The organism is Olsenella sp. KH1P3, assembly GCF_900167315.1.
Lineage (GTDB): Bacteria > Actinomycetota > Coriobacteriia > Coriobacteriales > Atopobiaceae > Olsenella_J > Olsenella_J umbonata_A.
In genome coordinates, this window is record NZ_FUWQ01000008.1 from 22,922 (window position 1) to 39,817 (window position 16,896).

Annotated in this window: 16 protein-coding genes; all 16 read left to right on the forward strand. The window is 62.6% G+C overall.

The genetic code is table 11. From position 1 onward, the window contains the following. Nucleotides 1-263 precede the first annotated feature (263 nt). The 16 genes from rpsA to B5D13_RS08240 all read left to right on the forward strand — a co-directional run bounded on the left by rpsA (nucleotide 264) and on the right by B5D13_RS08240 (nucleotide 16,809). Nucleotides 264-1,454: a 30S ribosomal protein S1 gene (rpsA, locus tag B5D13_RS08165; RefSeq protein WP_078687814.1), complete on the forward strand. Its 1,191-nt coding sequence runs from the start codon at nucleotides 264-266 to the stop codon at nucleotides 1,452-1,454. Nucleotides 1,455-1,600: 146 nt separating this feature from the next. Beyond that, nucleotides 1,601-2,209, forward strand: coding sequence for a pyroglutamyl-peptidase I (locus B5D13_RS08170; protein WP_078687815.1), 609 nt, complete (start codon nucleotides 1,601-1,603; stop codon nucleotides 2,207-2,209). A 158-nt stretch (nucleotides 2,210-2,367) separates the two neighbouring features. Next, nucleotides 2,368-3,999, forward strand: coding sequence for an ABC transporter substrate-binding protein (locus B5D13_RS08175; protein WP_180363898.1), 1,632 nt, complete (start codon nucleotides 2,368-2,370; stop codon nucleotides 3,997-3,999). 158 nt (nucleotides 4,000-4,157) lie between these two features. Beyond that, nucleotides 4,158-5,093, forward strand: a complete 936-nt coding sequence (locus tag B5D13_RS08180) for an ABC transporter permease (protein ID WP_078687816.1) — start codon at nucleotides 4,158-4,160, stop codon at nucleotides 5,091-5,093. After that, nucleotides 5,093-6,046: an ABC transporter permease gene (locus tag B5D13_RS08185; RefSeq protein ID WP_078687817.1), complete on the forward strand. Its 954-nt coding sequence runs from the start codon at nucleotides 5,093-5,095 to the stop codon at nucleotides 6,044-6,046. Before B5D13_RS08180 ends, B5D13_RS08185 begins: the two co-directional genes overlap by 1 nt. Before the next feature lie 12 nt (nucleotides 6,047-6,058). Next, nucleotides 6,059-7,156, forward strand: a complete 1,098-nt coding sequence (locus B5D13_RS08190) for an ABC transporter ATP-binding protein (RefSeq protein ID WP_078687818.1) — start codon at nucleotides 6,059-6,061, stop codon at nucleotides 7,154-7,156. 3 nt (nucleotides 7,157-7,159) lie between these two features. Further along, entirely contained in the window at nucleotides 7,160-8,215 is a 1,056-nt protein-coding gene (locus B5D13_RS08195; protein WP_078687819.1) for an ABC transporter ATP-binding protein, read from the forward strand. 120 nt (nucleotides 8,216-8,335) lie between these two features. Beyond that, on the forward strand, nucleotides 8,336-9,106 hold the full coding sequence (locus tag B5D13_RS08200; RefSeq protein ID WP_234970836.1) for a gamma-glutamyl-gamma-aminobutyrate hydrolase family protein: 771 nt from the start codon (nucleotides 8,336-8,338) through the stop codon (nucleotides 9,104-9,106). 127 nt (nucleotides 9,107-9,233) lie between these two features. Then, the gene (gene pepT / locus B5D13_RS08205; protein WP_078687821.1) at nucleotides 9,234-10,493 is read left to right on the forward strand and encodes a peptidase T; all 1,260 of its coding nucleotides are present in this window, start codon (nucleotides 9,234-9,236) and stop codon (nucleotides 10,491-10,493) included. Between the two features lie 87 nt (nucleotides 10,494-10,580). Next, entirely contained in the window at nucleotides 10,581-11,636 is a 1,056-nt protein-coding gene (locus B5D13_RS08210) for a M20/M25/M40 family metallo-hydrolase (RefSeq protein WP_078687822.1), read from the forward strand. Between the two features lie 204 nt (nucleotides 11,637-11,840). Further along, nucleotides 11,841-12,245, forward strand: a complete 405-nt coding sequence (locus tag B5D13_RS08215; RefSeq protein WP_234970840.1) for a zinc-ribbon domain-containing protein — start codon at nucleotides 11,841-11,843, stop codon at nucleotides 12,243-12,245. Nucleotides 12,246-12,250: 5 nt separating this feature from the next. Continuing rightward, nucleotides 12,251-12,916, forward strand: a complete 666-nt coding sequence (coaE, locus tag B5D13_RS08220) for a dephospho-CoA kinase (RefSeq protein ID WP_078687824.1) — start codon at nucleotides 12,251-12,253, stop codon at nucleotides 12,914-12,916. Nucleotides 12,917-12,973: 57 nt separating this feature from the next. Next, a complete protein-coding gene (locus B5D13_RS08225) occupies nucleotides 12,974-13,573 on the forward strand; it encodes a lytic transglycosylase domain-containing protein (RefSeq protein ID WP_078687825.1) in 600 nt (199 codons plus the stop codon). 155 nt (nucleotides 13,574-13,728) lie between these two features. Beyond that, entirely contained in the window at nucleotides 13,729-15,972 is a 2,244-nt protein-coding gene (gene uvrB, locus B5D13_RS08230; protein WP_078687846.1) for an excinuclease ABC subunit UvrB, read from the forward strand. A gap of 132 nt (nucleotides 15,973-16,104) precedes the next feature. After that, the gene (locus B5D13_RS08235; protein WP_078687826.1) at nucleotides 16,105-16,383 is read left to right on the forward strand and encodes a PTS sugar transporter subunit IIB; all 279 of its coding nucleotides are present in this window, start codon (nucleotides 16,105-16,107) and stop codon (nucleotides 16,381-16,383) included. Nucleotides 16,384-16,620: 237 nt separating this feature from the next. Beyond that, a complete protein-coding gene (locus B5D13_RS08240; RefSeq protein WP_078687827.1) occupies nucleotides 16,621-16,809 on the forward strand; it encodes a GntR family transcriptional regulator in 189 nt (62 codons plus the stop codon). Nucleotides 16,810-16,896: the final 87 nt, after the last annotated feature.

The following is a 16,896-nucleotide window of genomic DNA, read 5'->3' on the forward strand; positions in this document are numbered from 1 at the left end:
ATGCGGCTACATCGACTACCACATAAGGTACCCAAACGTCTAGAAAAATTTGGGATAGTAGTGAAATTTGGCTTTGGCACTGCAAGAACTTGAAATTTGCACCCCAATAACGCTAATCTACCTAACGTATGGGCAAAATGCTCGTACACCTGTATCTGTTGGCCCCCGAGAGCATGTAAGTTTCCAATTGCGCAACGCGTCAGCCGAGCGCCCTAGGCAGCGATCATGTAGATCGGGGCCCCGTTTTCGAAAGGGGTCCACCTTTGAGTGAGATTCAAAACTCGTCCATCTTCTCCCTGGATGACGTTTCCGACGAGGAGATGAACAGCCTCATCGACGGTACCATTACCGACTTTGATGAGGGCGATCTTGTGACGGGCACCGTCGTCAAGATTGAGCACGATGAGGTTCTGCTGGACATCGGCTTCAAGTCTGAGGGCGTCATCCCCTCCCGTGAGCTCTCCATCCGCAAGGACGTCAACCCCGAGGAGATCGTCAACCTGGGCGACACCATCGAGGCTCTCGTTCTCCAGAAGGAGGACAAGGAGGGTCGTCTGATCCTCTCCAAGAAGCGTGCCGAGTACGAGCGTGCCTGGAACGCCGTCGAGGAGAAGTTCAACGCCGGCCAGAACGTCGAGGGTGAGGTTATCGAGGTCGTCAAGGGTGGTCTTATCCTCGACATCGGCCTCCGTGGCTTCCTGCCTGCCTCCCTCGTTGACCTCCGCAGGGTCAAGGACCTCAACGCCTACATGGGCACCCGCATCGAGGCCCGCGTCATCGAGATGGACCGCAACCGCAACAACGTCGTCCTCTCCCGTCGCGTCGTTCTCGAGGAGGCTCGCAAGGCCGAGCGTTCCGAGATCCTCTCCAAGCTCCAGAGCGGCATGCGCCTCAAGGGCACCGTCTCTTCCATCGTCGACTTCGGCGCCTTCGTCGACCTCGGTGGCATCGATGGCCTCATCCACATCTCCGAGCTCTCTTGGAACCACGTCAACCACCCCTCCGAGGTCGTCAAGGTCGGTCAGGAGGTCGAGGTTCAGGTTCTCGACGTGGATCTCAACCGCGAGCGCATCTCCCTCGGTCTCAAGCAGACCACCGAGGATCCTTGGAGGACCCTCGTCAAGAAGTACCCCGTCGGCGCTATCGTCGAGGGTTCCGTCACCAAGCTCGTCACCTTCGGCGCCTTCGTCGACCTCGGTGATGGCGTTGAGGGCCTGGTCCACATCTCCGAGATGGCCAAGCAGCACGTCGACGCTCCCGCGCAGGTCTGCACCGTTGGCGACACCGTCCAGGTGAAGGTCATGGAGATCGACCTCGATCGTCGTCGCATCTCCCTCTCCATGAAGGCCGCTGCCGAGACGCTGGGCGTCGAGGTTGAGGTCAAGCCCATGGACGAGCCCGAGGGCGAGACCGCTGAGGCTGCCGAGGAGGCCACCGAGGCCACCGAGAAGTAAGCTTCGCGCTTATTGAACTCGAAGGGGAGTCGCTTCGGCGGCTCCCCTTTTTTGTTGTCGAGCGAGACTCGAGGCCTTCGTATCGCTATGCTCTACTACGTTCGAGACGGGTGGGCGTCCACCCGCATGAGGCATCGGGAGGATCCATGGCACGTCCGGTCATCGTCACGGGTTTCGAGCCCTTCGGGGGAGAGAAGAGCAACGCGTCGTGGGAGGCAGTGCGCCTTCTTCCCGATGAGGTCGAGGGACATCCCATCCACAAGATCAAGCTGCCCGTGGTCTTCGGTGCGTCGGGCGACATCGTAGAGTCCGCCATCCGCGAGCTTGAGCCCGCTGCGGTCCTCAGCGTGGGCGAGGCGGGCGGGCGCACCTGCGTCACGCCGGAGCGCGTTGCCGTCAACCGCATGGTCGCCCGCATTCCCGACAACGACGGCGCGCAGCCCCAGGGTGACCCAGTCGTCGAGGGCGGACCTGACGCCTACCTCTCGACTCTGCCGCTCGACGACGCCGTCTCGGCCATGAGCGCCGCAGGCGTTCCCTCCAAGGTCTCCGACACCGCTGGGCTCTACGTCTGCAATCAAGTCATGTACCGCGTTCTGCACGCGGTCAGGTCGTGCGGTCTGAAGATCCCTGCGGGCTTCGCGCACGTCCCCTACACGCCGATTCAAACGGTAAGAAAACCCGAGCGCGCCTCGCTTTCCAGCGAGCTGTCTTCTGCTGGCTTGTATTCAATATTGATAACCAGTTTGGCCTAGTTACGCTCCTGAAACATTGGGCAACTTTCATTGTTAAGGGTGCATTTCTGCAAAATCTAATTCATCATTTTTGCTTTCAGCGTGGTGCATAGTAGTCCCACTGACAATGAGGGGGAAACGTTCCCTCGGATTCACGTCCCACGTTGAAAGGTACGAAAATGATGGAGAAGTCCCTTAGCCGTCGCAGCTTCCTCAAGGCCTCCGCAGTTACCGCCGGTGGTGCTGCGGCCTCCTCGATGCTTGCCGCCTGCGGTGGCTCCGATGCCTCTGCCGATGGCAGCAAGAAGAAGATCCTGAAGTTCGGTCAGGCTAACGCCAAGCAGGGCCTGGACATGCAGAAGTCGACCAACTCTGGCTCTTCCTCCATCGCCGACTCCATCTTCGAGGCACCCCTTCTCTGGACCGAGGACAACGAGCTCGTCCCCTGCCTCCTTAAGGAGATCCCGACCTTCGAGGCCGACGGCGTCACCCTGCATTGCGAGCTCAAGGAGGGCATCAAGTTCCACGACGGCTCCACGCTGACCGCCGATGACGTCAAGTACTCCTTCGAGCGTATGTTCAAGCCTGAGACCGGTGCCAAGTCCACCTACATGTACGACAAGATCAAGGGCGCCAAGGAGATGCTCGCCGGAACCGCTACCGAGCTCGAGGGCCTCACGGTCGAGGATGACACGCACTTCACCTTCGTCCTCACCGACCCCATGATCACTTTCGTTAACAACCTCGGCATCGACTACGCTGACATCTTCCCCAAGGATGCCTGCGAGAAGGCTGGCGACGCCTGGGGCACCGGCACCAACGTCATCGGCACCGGCAAGTACAAGGTCGTCTCCAACGACGACACCACCGAGGTCGTTCTCGAGAAGTTCGAGGACTACCACGACGGCACCCCCGCCCTCGACGAGATTCACTTCACCTTCATCGACGATCTCAACACCAAGATGATGTCCTTCAAGAACGGCGACATCGACTACTGCGACCTCGACGCCTCCCAGCTCCAGCAGTACCAGGGCGACCCCGACGTCAAGGACCTCATCACCCAGTACCAGACCCTCGGCGTCCAGTTCGTCAACCTGAACCTCAGCTCCGAGAAGCTCCAGGACGTCAGGGTCCGCAAGGCCCTCTCCCTCGCGATCAACCGCGATGAGCTCATCCAGTCCATTGCCGGCGGCGCGGGCATCGCTCCCTCCGGTTGGCTCGCTCCCCAGACCCCGGGCCACGATGACAGCGCTCCTACGTTCGAGTACGACCCCGAGAAGGCCAAGGCCCTTCTCGCCGAGGCTGGCGTCTCCAACCTTGAGCTCTCCGCCAAGGTTCGCGCCAACATCAACCAGAAGCAGCTCGTTGCCGTCCAGGACTACTGGGACAAGATTGGCGTCAAGCTGACCGTCGAGACCGAGGACAACGGCGTCTGGGCTCAGGACTGGGCTGACGGCAACCTCGAGATCACTGCTCTGGGCTGGTTCCCCCTGTATGCTGACGCGGACAACCACATGTACACGTACTTCTACAGCGAGAACGCGAAGGCAAAGAGCTCGTTCTACAACAACCCCGAGTTCGACGACCTCGTCTCCCAGGCTCGCATCGAGCAGGACCAGGACAAGCGCGCTGACCTCTACAAGCAGGCCGACGACATCCTGACCCGCCAGGACTACGCGACGATTCCCCTGTACTACCCCAAGAACCAGTTCGTTGCCAAGGACTACGTCAAGAACGCCAAGGTTGGCAACCTGGTCTACCACATGAACGATGTCGACATCGACACCACCAAGGAAGACTACGCCGGCTAGTTTGACCAATTGCGAAGATGGAATGATTGATATCTAACCATCATGTTTCAAGGGGCGGCGCTTTTGAAGCGTCGTCCCTTTTTACGTCTAAAGTGTTCCAGGCATAACAGATTCTTATGTCAGATTCTTATATGTTAGGCACGAAAGGAGGGGGCCAGATGAGGGACTTCCTTATCAAGAGAGTCCTGCAGGCCGTTGGTGTCGTCATCTGCATTTCTGCCATCACGTTCTTCATCCTCAACGTCGTCCCGGGAGACCCGGTTCGCGTCATGATGGGTGACATGGCTGATGAGCAGACCATCGAGCAGGTGAGGCACAACATGGGCCTCGACAGGCCGGTCACCGAGCAGTACGTCAACTGGTTCGGCAACATGGTCCAGGGTAACTTTGGCACTTCGTACACGCAGAACAAGAGCGTTACGGTCCTGATGGGAACGGCCTTTGCCGTGACGGCCAAGCTCGCGGGCTTCGCCTACCTGTTCGCGCTCGTATTCGGACTGGTCGTCGGCGTCGTCTCTGCGGTGTACCACGGCAAGTGGGTGGACCGACTCTTGATGGCGCTCTCGATCTTCGGCATATCGGCGCCGGCGTTCTGGGTGGCCATCCTGGTCCAGATCGTCTTTGCGCTCAACCTCAAGTGGTTCCCGCTCTCGGGCGTCAAGACCGCCGCGGCCTTCGTCCTGCCGACCATCGCTTTGGGTACGCGCTACGCCGCAAGCATCGCCCGCGTCACGCGTACCTCGATGATGGACGTGCTCAACCAGGACTTCATGAGGACCGCTGAGGCCAAGGGCCTCAAGACCTCGGCCATCATTCTGGTCCACGGCCTGCGCAACGCCCTGATTCCCATCATCACCATCGCCGGTACCCAGCTGGGAGAGATCTTCACCGGTTCTATCCTCATCGAATCCGTCTTCGCGATTCCCGGCATGGGCAAGCTCCTGCTTGACGCCATCAACGCACGTGACCTCCCGCTCATCGAGGGCGGCGTCATGTACATCGCAATCATTTGCGTCGTGGTCTACCTCGTCGTCGACATCCTCTACGCCGTCGTCGACCCGCGCATTCGACTCGGAGGGGAGGCAGCGGAATAATGGCACTTCTCAACAGTGACAAGAACGACAAGAAGGTGCGCGAGGCCGAGCGCATCGCGGCCGATGCTGCCAAGGCCCAGACGGCCGAGCGTGCGGGCGGCAAGAAGCGCGCGCAGAGCTACTGGGCGGTTAGCTGGAACATCTTCAAGAAGAACAAGCTGGGCATGGCCTGCCTGTTTGTCGTGGGCCTGTTGGTGCTCGTGGCGATCCTGGCCCCCGTGCTCGCGCCCTTCGACCCCGACGCCCAAGAACTCTCCAACATGCTGGCGGCACCGGGCGGTGCCCACGTCTTCGGCACCGACGAGTTCGGCCGCGACATCCTCTCGCGTGTCATCTACGGCTGCCGCATCTCGCTGTCGGTCGGCGTCGTCTCCCAGATTATCGCACTGGTCATAGGCTTCCTTGCGGGCGTCTTCGCTGGCTACTTCGGCGGCAAGGTCGACGCCGTGATCTCCTTCGTGATCCAGGTGTTCTCGTCCTTCCCGTTCCTGCTGTTCGCAATCGTCGTCATGTTCGTCATGGGTCCCGGCCTCGTGAACCTCTACGTCGCGCTGGGCCTGCTCATGTGGACCTCGACGGCGCGCCTGGTGCGCGGCGACGTCATGCGCCTGAAGAACTCGGAGTACATCCAGTCCTGCGTCCTGTCGGGCGGCAAGAGCTGGCGCATCATCATGAAGCACCTGCTTCCCAACTGCATCTCGACGCTCATCGTCGTCTCGACCCTGGGCATCCCCAACGCGATTCTCTCCGAGGCGTCCCTCTCGTTCCTGGGCCTGGGCGTTCAGCCTCCCATGGCAAGCTGGGGCCAGATGATCTCGGCCTCCCAGCCCTACATCCAGTCGAACACGAACTACTCGATCGTCCCGGGCATCGCAATCATCATCACGGTAATGGCCTTCAACCTTCTTGGCGACGCGCTTCGTGACGCGCTCGACCCCAAGATGCGCTCGTAGGGAGGGGAGACTATGGCTGAAGAAGAAAGGCGCGGTCGCACCACCACCGAGGTCGTCAGCGAGGAGCTCCAGGAGAGGGGCAAGGAGCTGACCCAGGAGCGTTTGGACACTAACGCCAGGCGTGAGGTGCTTCTCCGCGTTAAGGACCTCAACGTCACCCTATTCACTGAGGATGGCGCCCTGCCCGCAATCACGAGCCTCAGCTTCGAGATGCGCAAGGGAGAAACGCTTGCCGTCGTCGGTGAGTCCGGCTGCGGAAAGTCGATGACCGCCCTGTCCATCATGGGCCTTCTGCCGACCCCGCCTGCCAAGGTCACCAACGGCTCCATCGAACTGTCCGGCGTCGACATGGTCAAGCTCTCCAACGAGGAGATGCGCCACTATCGCGGCAACAAGATCGGCATGATCTTCCAGGAGCCCATGACCTCGCTCAACCCGGTCATGACCGCGGGCAAGCAGATTCGCGAGGGCATCCTGGTGCACAACCCCAAGATGAGCAAGAAGGAAGCGGACGCCCGCGCGCTCGAGATGATCAAGCTCGTCGGCATCCCCGCTCCCGAGAAGGTCTTCAAGAGCTACCCGCATGAGCTCTCGGGCGGCATGCGCCAGCGCATCATGATCGCCATGGCCCTTGCCTGCCAGCCCTCGCTGCTCATCTGCGATGAGCCCACCACGGCGCTTGACGTCACGATCCAGGCGCAGATCCTGCAGCTGATCGACCGCATGCGAGACGAGCTCGGCACCGCCGTCATGCTGATCACGCACGACATGGGCGTCGTCTCCGAGATGGCCGACTGGGTCCTGGTCATGTATGCCGGCCACAAGGTCGAGTACACGCTTGCACCGGAGCTCTTCACCAACCCGCTCCACCCGTACTCCAGGGGCCTCATCGACTCCATTCCGTCGCTCGACAATGCGGTCGATACACTCTACGCGATTCCCGGCAACGTGCCCATGCTCTCCGAGATGCCGAAGGGCTGCCCCTTCCATCCGCGCTGCCCGTTTGCCAAGGACATCTGCTGCAAGCAGGCGCCGGAGATGCTTCCCGTCGATGGGGACGAGAACCACCTGGTTGCGTGCTGGAAGTACAGGAAGGGATGGGGTGAGTAACCCATGGGCAAGAACATGGACAAGAACGATGTAGTGCTCAAGGTGGAGCACCTCGTCAAGCGCTACCCCATCAAGAAGGGGGTCTTCGGCAAGTCGAAGCAGTACGTCCACGCTCTGGAGGACGTCTCGTTCGAGCTGCACCGCGGCGAGACCTTTGCCATCGTCGGCGAGTCCGGCTGCGGCAAGTCGACCACCGGCAAGTGCGTCCTGCGCCTGACGGAGCCCACCGAGGGCAAGGTTCTTCTGGACGGCGAGGACTTCACTGCGCTCTCCGGCCAGGACCTCACCCGCGCGCGCCAGAAGATGAAGCTCATCTTCCAGGACCCCTACAGCTCGCTCAACCCGCGCATGACCGTCGCCGACATCATCGCGGAGCCGATCGACATCGCGGGCACCTACAAGACCCGCGCCGAGCGTGACGCTCGCGTCGAGGAGGTCATGCAGGCCGTCGGTCTGGACCTGAGCTACAAGTACCGCTATCCGCACGAGTTCTCGGGCGGCCAGCGCCAGCGCATCGGCATCGCCCGCGCCATAGTGCTCGTTCCCGAGATCGTCGTCTGCGACGAGCCGGTCTCGGCGCTCGACGTGTCAGTCCAGGCGAAGGTCATCAACCTGCTCGAGAAGCTGCAGGACGAGCTCGGCCTCTCCTACGTGTTCATCAGCCACGACCTCTCCGTCGTCAAGCATATCTCCGACACGGTCATGGTCATGTACCTGGGTCACCAGATGGAGCTTGCCAGCAAGGAGGAGCTGTTCGAGAACCCGTTGCACCCGTACACGCAGGCGCTTCTGGACGTCATCCCGCGCATCGCCGACGAGCGCATCCAGGGCAAGAAGATCCTGCAGGGCGACGTCCCCAGCCCCACCAACCCGCCGACCGGCTGCGCCTTCAGCACCCGCTGCCCCAAGTGCATGCAGGTCTGCCGCGAGCGCGCGCCCGAGGCCATCGAGGTCACGCCGGGCCACACCTGCACCTGCCACCTGTTCGACAAGAACCTCTCCGAGGCCGAGCGCAGGCTGGCACTCGATCCCGCGATCGAGGCTGCCCAGCAGGCGTAGTGCCGCAGGGATATGATTGATATCAGGGGCCCGGCCGCATGGTCGGGCCCCTGCGCGTGCAAGGGAAGAGGCACTTCTCGCCTGCCTGCGCGCGACTCGGACGACTAGCGAGGGATGGTAATGACAGTGGAGAAGAACGCCTTATACAGGCCACTGATCGGCGTTGCGCCCAGGTGGTTCCCGGCCGAGGGTGCCCTGTGCGCCTCCGAGTCGCTGGGTGACTGCTACCTGGACGCCATCCTGGCCGCCGGCGGCATGCCCATGATGATGCCGATCACGAACGACGCCGAGCTCATCGAGGCCTACGTCAACATGTGCGACGGCTTCTCGATCCCGGGTGGGCAGGACATCAACCCGCAGTTCTGGGGAAGCGACGAGCCCATTCCCGAGGAGGTCTGCCCCGAGCGTGACGAGTACGAGTTCCTGCTGATCAAGAAGGTCCTCGAGCGGGACAAGCCCCTTCTGGCGACGTGTCGCGGCATGCAGATGCTCAACGTCGTGAGGGGCGGCAGCATCTGCATGGACATCAACAGGATGACGCCGCGTCCCGGCATGGCGCTGTGGCACCACTCCGTCGTCCTGAAGGAGCCCACGCATCCCGTCGAGGTGCGACCCGGAACGACGCTCTACGGATGCGTGGGGGAGCGTGAGCTCATCCAGGTGAACTCCTCACACCACTGCTGCGTGCTCGAGCCGGGGGAGGACGTCGACGTCGTGGGATACGCCACCGACGGCATCCCCGAGGCGATCGAGGTCCGCTCGCAGACCTTCTGCCTGGGCGTCCAGTGGCATCCCGAGTACATGTGGCATGCGCTCTCGAGCGATCGCGGCATCTGGGACGGCCTCGTCGCCGCGGCCCGCGCCCGTAGGGAGCGCGACCCTCAGGCCTAATGTTTCAAGGCGCGTACGAGTGTTACAAGAATGTGTGTTGTGCTTGCGCCGCAGCGCACAATGGCCTGGTGCAAAAAAAGTGTCTGTCCCGCCTTCCGCGGGGCGCGAGGAAAGGAACCCGCCAAGCATGAGTGACGTAGTAGATCGCTTCATCAAGTACTGTGCCGTGCCGTCTCAGTCCAACCCCCTGACGGCCGACAGAGTCCCCTCTACCGAGTCGCAGTTCGACATTGCCAAGGTCATCGCCGACGACCTGCGCGAGCTGGGCGCCGAGGACGTCGTCGTCACCGAGAACGCCTACGTGACCGCCCACTGGCCCGCCAGCGAGGGTTGCGAGGACCTGCCCACCCTGGGCTTCTGCTGCCACATCGACACTGCCTGGCAGTCCTACGGCGACCCTGTCCACCCACAGATCAAGCGCTACGAGGGCGGCAAGCTGACCATCGGCACCGGCCGCGACGGCAAGGAGGTCTTCATCAGCCCCGAGACCAACGCCTGCCTCGAGCGCATGGTGGGCTGGGACCTCGTCACCGCTGACGGCACCTCGCTTCTGGGCGGCGACGACAAGGCCGGCGACGCGATGGTCGTCTCCCTTCTGGCCCGCCTGAAGGACGACCCGAGCCTTCCTCACCCGCGCCTGGCCGTGAGCTTCGTGCCCGACGAGGAGATTGGCCACGGCGCCGCCCTCCTGGACCTCGACGAGTTCGGTGCGACCTTTGGCTACACCATCGACGGCGGTCCCCTGGGCGAGTTCTGCTACGAGACCTTCAACGCGGCCGAGGCCAAGGTCCGTGCCAAGGGCCTCTCGGTCCACACCGGCACCGCCAAGGGCATCATGGTCAACGCCTGCGAGGCCATCATGAAGTTCCACGCGCTCGTGCCGCCCCAGGAGCGTCCCGAGTACACCGAGAACTACGACGGCTTCTACTACCTCGAGCGCATCCAGGGCGACTGCGAGGAGGCCCTGGCCGACTACATCATTCGCGACCACGACCAGGCCAAGGTCGAGGCTCGCAAGGAGACCATGCGCAAGGCCGTCGACTTCGTCAACCAGACGTTCGGCCAGGAGGTCCTAACCATCGAGATCCACGACCAGTACCACAACCTGGCTGACGTCGTGACCAAGCCCGAGTACAGCCACCTGATCGAAAACGCGCGCGCCGCCTACGCCAAGATCGGCCAGGAGATGACCTGCATCCCCATGCGCGGCGGCACCGACGGCTCGCAGCTGAGCTTCCGTGGCTTCGCCTGCGGCAATCTCTCGGCGTGCTACTACAACGCCCACGGCGTGCGCGAGTTCGTGCCCGTGCCCGAGCTCGAGGCCATGGTCGACATGCTTCAGGAGCTCGTGGCCCTCTATGCCAAGCCGCAGGTTTCCGTGGAGTAGCGGCCAAGGGCGCAGGCACTTCTTGCCCAAGCCGCACGCGTTTGCACCACAGACCCAACCGCCTCCAGATCACCAGAGGAGAAATGCATGTCCTATCAGATTGACGCCCGGTACCTGACCGACACCCTCGAGGAGCTTGTCAAGGTCGACAGTCCCGTAGGCTACTACGCCGACATTCATGCCTACCTGCGCTCCAAGTTCGCCGAGCTGGGCTACGAGATGACCGTCGACAACAAGGCTACAGCCTACGTGCGCGTGCCTGGCAAGGACTCCAGCAAGTCCGTCTGCCTGGGTGCCCACCTGGACACCATCGGCCTGATCGTGCGTGGCTTCAACGACGATGGCACCCTGCGCGTCCGCATGCTCGGCGGCATCAACTACCATGCCATCGAGGGCGAGACCTGCTACATCCACTGTCGTGACGGTCGCGTCGTGAACGCGCAGGTCATCTGCAACAAGCACTCCGTCCACGTGTTCGAGGACTGCCGTCAGGCCGACCGCGACGAGAACAACATGAGCGTCAGCGTCATCGGCGACGTCTACAGTCCCGCCGACGCCCGCGCGCTGGGCATCACCGAGGGCGCCATCATCTCAATCGACCCGCACTTCGAGTCCTTCGACAACGGCTACATCGTCTCGCGCCACATCGACGACAAGGCCGCCGTTGCCGCTTTGATCGACATCCTCAAGTGGTTCAAGGAGTCTGGCGAGAAGCCTGCCTACGACACGCTGTTCGCCTTCCCCATGTACGAGGAGATCGGACACGGTGGCGCCTTCGTTCCCGCTGACGTGAGCGAGTACGTCGCCGTCGACATCACGCTCATCGGGCCCGACTACGACTCCAACGAGCACCACGTGGGTGTCATCGCCTCCGACGCCAAGGGTCCCTACGACTGGGACCTCACCAACCAGCTCATCCGCTGTGCCCAGGAGCACTGCGACGCCGACAAGTGGGACACCCAGGTGTGCTTCCACTACTCGACCGACGCGAACGCCGCCTCGCACCTGGACCACGACATTCGTCACGCAGCCTTTGGCATGGCCTGTATGAACTCCCACGGCCGCGAGCGCTGCCACGTCGACGCCATCGTCGAGACCGAGAAGCTCGCGCGCGCCTACGTGATGGGCGAGTGCCAGGCCTAGCGACCGGCTGGCTTCCGGCGCACCCCACGCAACTGCAGCTGCGACCTCTTGCCCCTTGCGGGCAAGAGGTTTTTTGCGGCTTCTTGAGGCGCACCGCGAAACTGTCATAATGGGTAGGCGAGTCGTGGCCGACGCACATGCCCGCAGGGGCAGGGCCTCGGCCGCAAGGCACTTCACTAACCCGTGGTCTGAGAGGCAATGGCAATGAACGACTTCATGAACAAGGTCCAGGACTTCATGCGCGGCCGCAACGGTGCCGACGAGCTGAGCCTTGCCTGCATCGAACTAATGGTCATCCTGGCCATCATCAACATCTTCGCGAACAACCTCGTCATCAGCCTGCTGATGCTGGCGCTTCTCGCCTACGCGATCTTCCGCGTGGTCTCGACCGACATCAACCAGCGCCGCAAGGAGAGCATGGCCTTCGCCGAGTTTGCCGGCCCCGTGCGCCCCTTCATCACCAACCCCGTGGCCGCCGTCAAGGACGCGCGTGCCTACAAACACGCGACCTGCCCCAACTGCCACCAGAAGGTGCGCGTGCCGCGTGGCAAGGGCCACATCAGGATCACCTGCCCGCGCTGCAAGCAGAAGTTTGACAGCAAGTCGTAGCACGCATGGCGCAACGACCCTACACGGTGGTGCTCACCGGCTCCATTGCGTCCGGCAAGTCGACCGTTGCGCGCGAGCTTGAGCGCTTGGGTGCCCGTCGCATCGACCTCGATGCGATCTCGCGCCTCGTCATGAGGCCGGGCAGCCCCTGCGTCGACGGGCTCGCGCGTGCCTTTGGAGATGACATCGTCGATCAGGCCACGGGCGAGCTGAACCGTGGCCTGATTGCGCAGAGGGCCTTCACGACGCCCGAACGGTCGGCCCTTCTAGAGAAGATCGAGCTTCCCTACATCCAACGCGAGCTGGAGCGCGAGCTCTACTCGCCTGACGATGACACCGGGGCGGGGGATGGTGCGGGGCCTGCCGAGGACGCCCGGGTGCGTGTGGTCGAGGTCCCACTGCTCGACCGCATGGAGGGCCAGTTGGACTTTGCCGACGAGCTCGTGTGCGTCACATGCTCTCCCGAAGTGCGTCTGCGCCACGCTTTGGGGCGCGGCGTTGCGGAGGAGGACTTCAGGCGCCGTCTGGCCGGCCAGCCGGACGACGACTACCTGCGTCGCGCATGTGACACCGAGCTTGCCAACGACGGCTCGCTCGACGAGCTGCTGGATAAGGTCCGCGCCTGGTGGGCCGCGCGTGAGCGCATGGGCTGGCCGACGCGTGCCCGCTAGCCGCCCGCCCCGCGGAACCAAGCGAAAGACTACTTACTGACTGAGAGGGGGGCTGCCATGAGCGACGCGCGCTTCTTCAGGTGGTTCAGAACGATTCCCATCATGGTGATGCTTGCCCTGTGCGTTGTTACGGCCGGCATCGGCATTGCCCCTGCCAAGGTCGTCAGGAAGGTCCTGTATCCCGTCAGGTACGCCGAGATCATCAAGAGCGCCTCGCAGCGCTACGGGGTGGACGAGTACCTGGTCTGCGCCGTGGTCAAGTGCGAGTCGAACTGGGATCCCAACGTCACCTCTTCGGCTGGCGCGGTCGGCCTGATGCAGATGATGCCCTCGACCTCGGCCGAGGTGGCGCGCCTGGGCTTGGTCGACAGCCGCACCTACAACCCCAATGACCTGACCGATCCGGCGACCAACATCGAGTACGGCACCGCCTACCTGGCCTACCTGCAGCGCAACCTCAAGTCGCAGGACGAGGTCATCGCCGCCTACAACGCCGGTCTGGGCTCGGTCTCGCAGTGGACTGCCAACGGCGGCAACGTGAACGAGACGGTTCAGTTCGCCGAGACGGCCTCGTACCTGGTGCGCGTGAACGATGCGCAGGGACGCTATCGCCAGCTGTATCCCGACGGCATCGAGAACTCAGGCTCGCTCTTCTAGAGGTTCCGGGCGCCGCAATGCCGCACCCGCCGCGACCGCGGGCGCTTCTGGCATAGTCCTTGTGCACATGGGTACACTTGTTCTATACGAGGACCTAAGGAGGCAGGGTGTCACAGACGCAGGAGCGCTCGTTCGTGAGCGAAACGGGCCAGACCATTACCTACGAGCCCCTTGCGGGCACGGCAGAGGCGCGCGAGCGCGTCGGCGCAGAGCTCAAGCGCTTCGGGCTCGAGCACGGTGACGAGCGGCTTGAGGTCGTCTCTCCCTTCGAGCCGGCCGGCGACCAGCCGAATGCCATCAAGAAGCTCTCCGAGGGCATCAAGGCGGGACTGCGCTACCAGACGCTGCTGGGCGTCACAGGGTCGGGCAAGACCTTCTCGATGGCCAAGACCATCGAGGCCGTCCAGAAGCCCACGCTCATCATGGAGCCCAACAAGACGCTTGCGGCACAGGTCGCCAGCGAGATGAAGGAGATGTTCCCCAACAACGCGGTCGTCTATTTCGTCAGCTACTACGACTACTACCAGCCCGAGGCCTACGTCCCGCAGACGGACACCTACATCGAGAAGGACGCCTCCATCAACGAGGAGGTCGAAAAGCTCCGTCACCAGGCCACCTCGAGTCTGCTCTCCCGGCGAGACGTCATCGTGGTCGCGTCGGTCTCGTGCATCTACGGCATTGGCTCGCCCCAGGACTACGCTGGCCTTGCCCCCAACGTCGACAAGTCAGTTCCCCTGGAACGCGACGACCTCATCAAGGAGCTCATCGACATTCAGTACGACCGCAACGATTACGAGCTGCAGCGCGGTATGTTTCGCGTGCGCGGCGACACCGTCGACGTGTTCCCGCCCTACGCGGAGAACCCCCTGCGCATTAGCTTCTTCGGCGACGAGGTCGAGCTCATCGCAGAGATCGACGGCGTGACGGGCGAGATTGTCCGCGAGTACGACGCAATTCCCATCTGGCCCGCCTCCCACTACGTTACCGAGCGTCCCAAGGTGAACCACGCCATCAAGACCATCGAGGAGGAGCTCGAGGGCCGCGTGAAGGAGCTGAAGGACAACGACATGATCCTCGAGGCACAGCGCCTGTCGCAGCGCACCGGCTACGACGTCGAGATGCTCGAGACCATGGGCTACTGCTCCGGCATCGAGAACTACTCGCGCCACATGGACGGCCGTCGTCCCGGCGAGCCTCCCTACACGCTGATCGACTACTTCCCCAAGGACATGCTCTGCATCATTGACGAGTCCCACGTCACGGTGCCCCAGATTCGCGGCATGTACGAGGGCGACCGTTCCCGCAAGGTTACGCTGATCGACCACGGCTTCCGCCTGCCCTCGGCGCTCGACAACCGCCCTTTGCGCTTCGACGAGTTCGAGGCGCGCATCCCGCAGTTCGTCTACGTCTCTGCGACGCCGGGTGACTACGAGGAAGCAGTTTCTGAGCAGGAGGTCGAGCAGGTCATTCGACCGACGGGCCTGCTCGACCCCAAGGTCGAGGTGCGCCCTGTGCGCGGCCAGATTGACGACCTGATGGACGAGATCAAGACCCGCGTCGCCAAGAAGGAGCGCGTGCTGGTCACAACCCTCACCAAGCGCATGGCCGAGGACCTGACCGACCACCTTCTGGACGAGGGCGTGCGCGTCAACTACATGCACTCTGACACCGCCACGCTCGACCGCATCGACATCATTCGCGACCTGCGCCTGGGCAAGATCGACGTCCTGGTAGGCATCAACCTTCTGCGCGAGGGCCTCGACATCCCCGAGGTCTCGCTCGTCGCGATCCTCGACGCGGATAAGGAGGGCTTCCTGCGCAATCGCCGCTCGCTCATCCAGACCATGGGCCGCGCTGCGCGAAACGCCCAGGGTGAGGTCGTCATGTATGCCGACACGATTACGGACTCCATGCGCGAGGCCATGGGCGAGACCGCCCGCCGCCGCAAGATTCAGATGGCCTTCAACGAGGAGCACGGCATCGTACCCAAGACCATCAGCAAGTCGATCACCGACGTCACGAGCTTCATCGTGGAGGCCGAGAAGACCCTGGGCACCAAGTCGCGCGTCGGCGGCGAGTTCTTTACCGCCAAGGGCGACGAGGACCTTCCGGACAGGGAGGGGTGCGAGCACGAGCGCACCATTTCGTCGGTTGCCGATGAGCTCTCCGCGCTGCCCAAGCAGGAGGTCGCGCAGATTCTTGGTGCCCTCGAGGACGAGATGGTCCAGGCCTCTGCCGACATGGACTTCGAGCGTGCCGCGCGTCTGCGTGACCAGGTGGTCGAGCTGCGAAGCCATCTTGAGGGCACTTCGGCCGACGACGTGATGAACCGCCTCAAGGCCGGTGCGCGCAAGGGTTCGGCCCATGCCACGCGCCGCCGCTTCCGCAAGAAGCACTAGGAGGACGCAGGGGCGGAGTGTGACCCGGTCGGCGGCTTCGGGATGAGCTGCCAAACCTCACAACTGTGTGACAAGTTGCGAACCCCTCCGTTTTCGCTGGTAGACTGAAACCTGCCGAGAGAAAGGAACTCCATGTCGAAAAAGGTCATCGTGGCGTGCGGCTCCGGCATCGCCACCTCAAAGATGGTCGCCCAGAAGATCACGAAGCTCCTTGAGGAGCGCGACGTAGAGGCTGACGTTCAGGCGGCAGAGGTGAAGGACCTCGACGAGGCCCTCGAGGGTGCTGTGGCTTACGTGCCCGTTGTCAAGACCGAGAAGGACTACGACGTACCGACTATCAACGGCGTCGCCTTTCTGACGGGTATGGGCCAGGAGGACGAGCTCGACCGGCTCGTGGAGGTCCTCTCGTAGGCTGGACCTCTTTTTTTGAGGAAACTGCCTCGTGGGGCAAGTCCAAATCTTTCGAATTCCCCGTTCCGCCTGGCTTCGGGTGTTTCTGCCAGGCGGTCGACGAGTCCGTCATCCGATGCAACTGGAACATGTCATACAATGTCATGACTTGTTATGTGCCCGTATGGCCCGGACGCTTTGCCGGCAGCCGTATGGCGCGAGGGGGTTCTGTCCCTTCTCGCCGTCTGAGGGATTGGGATGAGGCTAGTGGAGGCGTCACTTACCCCGCTGTACCAGCAGGTGATGGATAGCATCAAGGACGATGTCGACAGCGGCAAGTACCAAACGGGACAGCGGATTCCCTCCGAGGGCGAGCTGTCCCAGATCTATTCCGTCAGCAGGATTACGGTTCGCCGAGCCGTCTCCGAATTGGTTGATCGCGGCTAATTTTTCTGCTTGCGAAGGAGAGGTTTGCGTCACCTCTTGAGGCGGCGACCTATGCCATTCTGGCGCTGCCTCCCCGATACGGCGGAA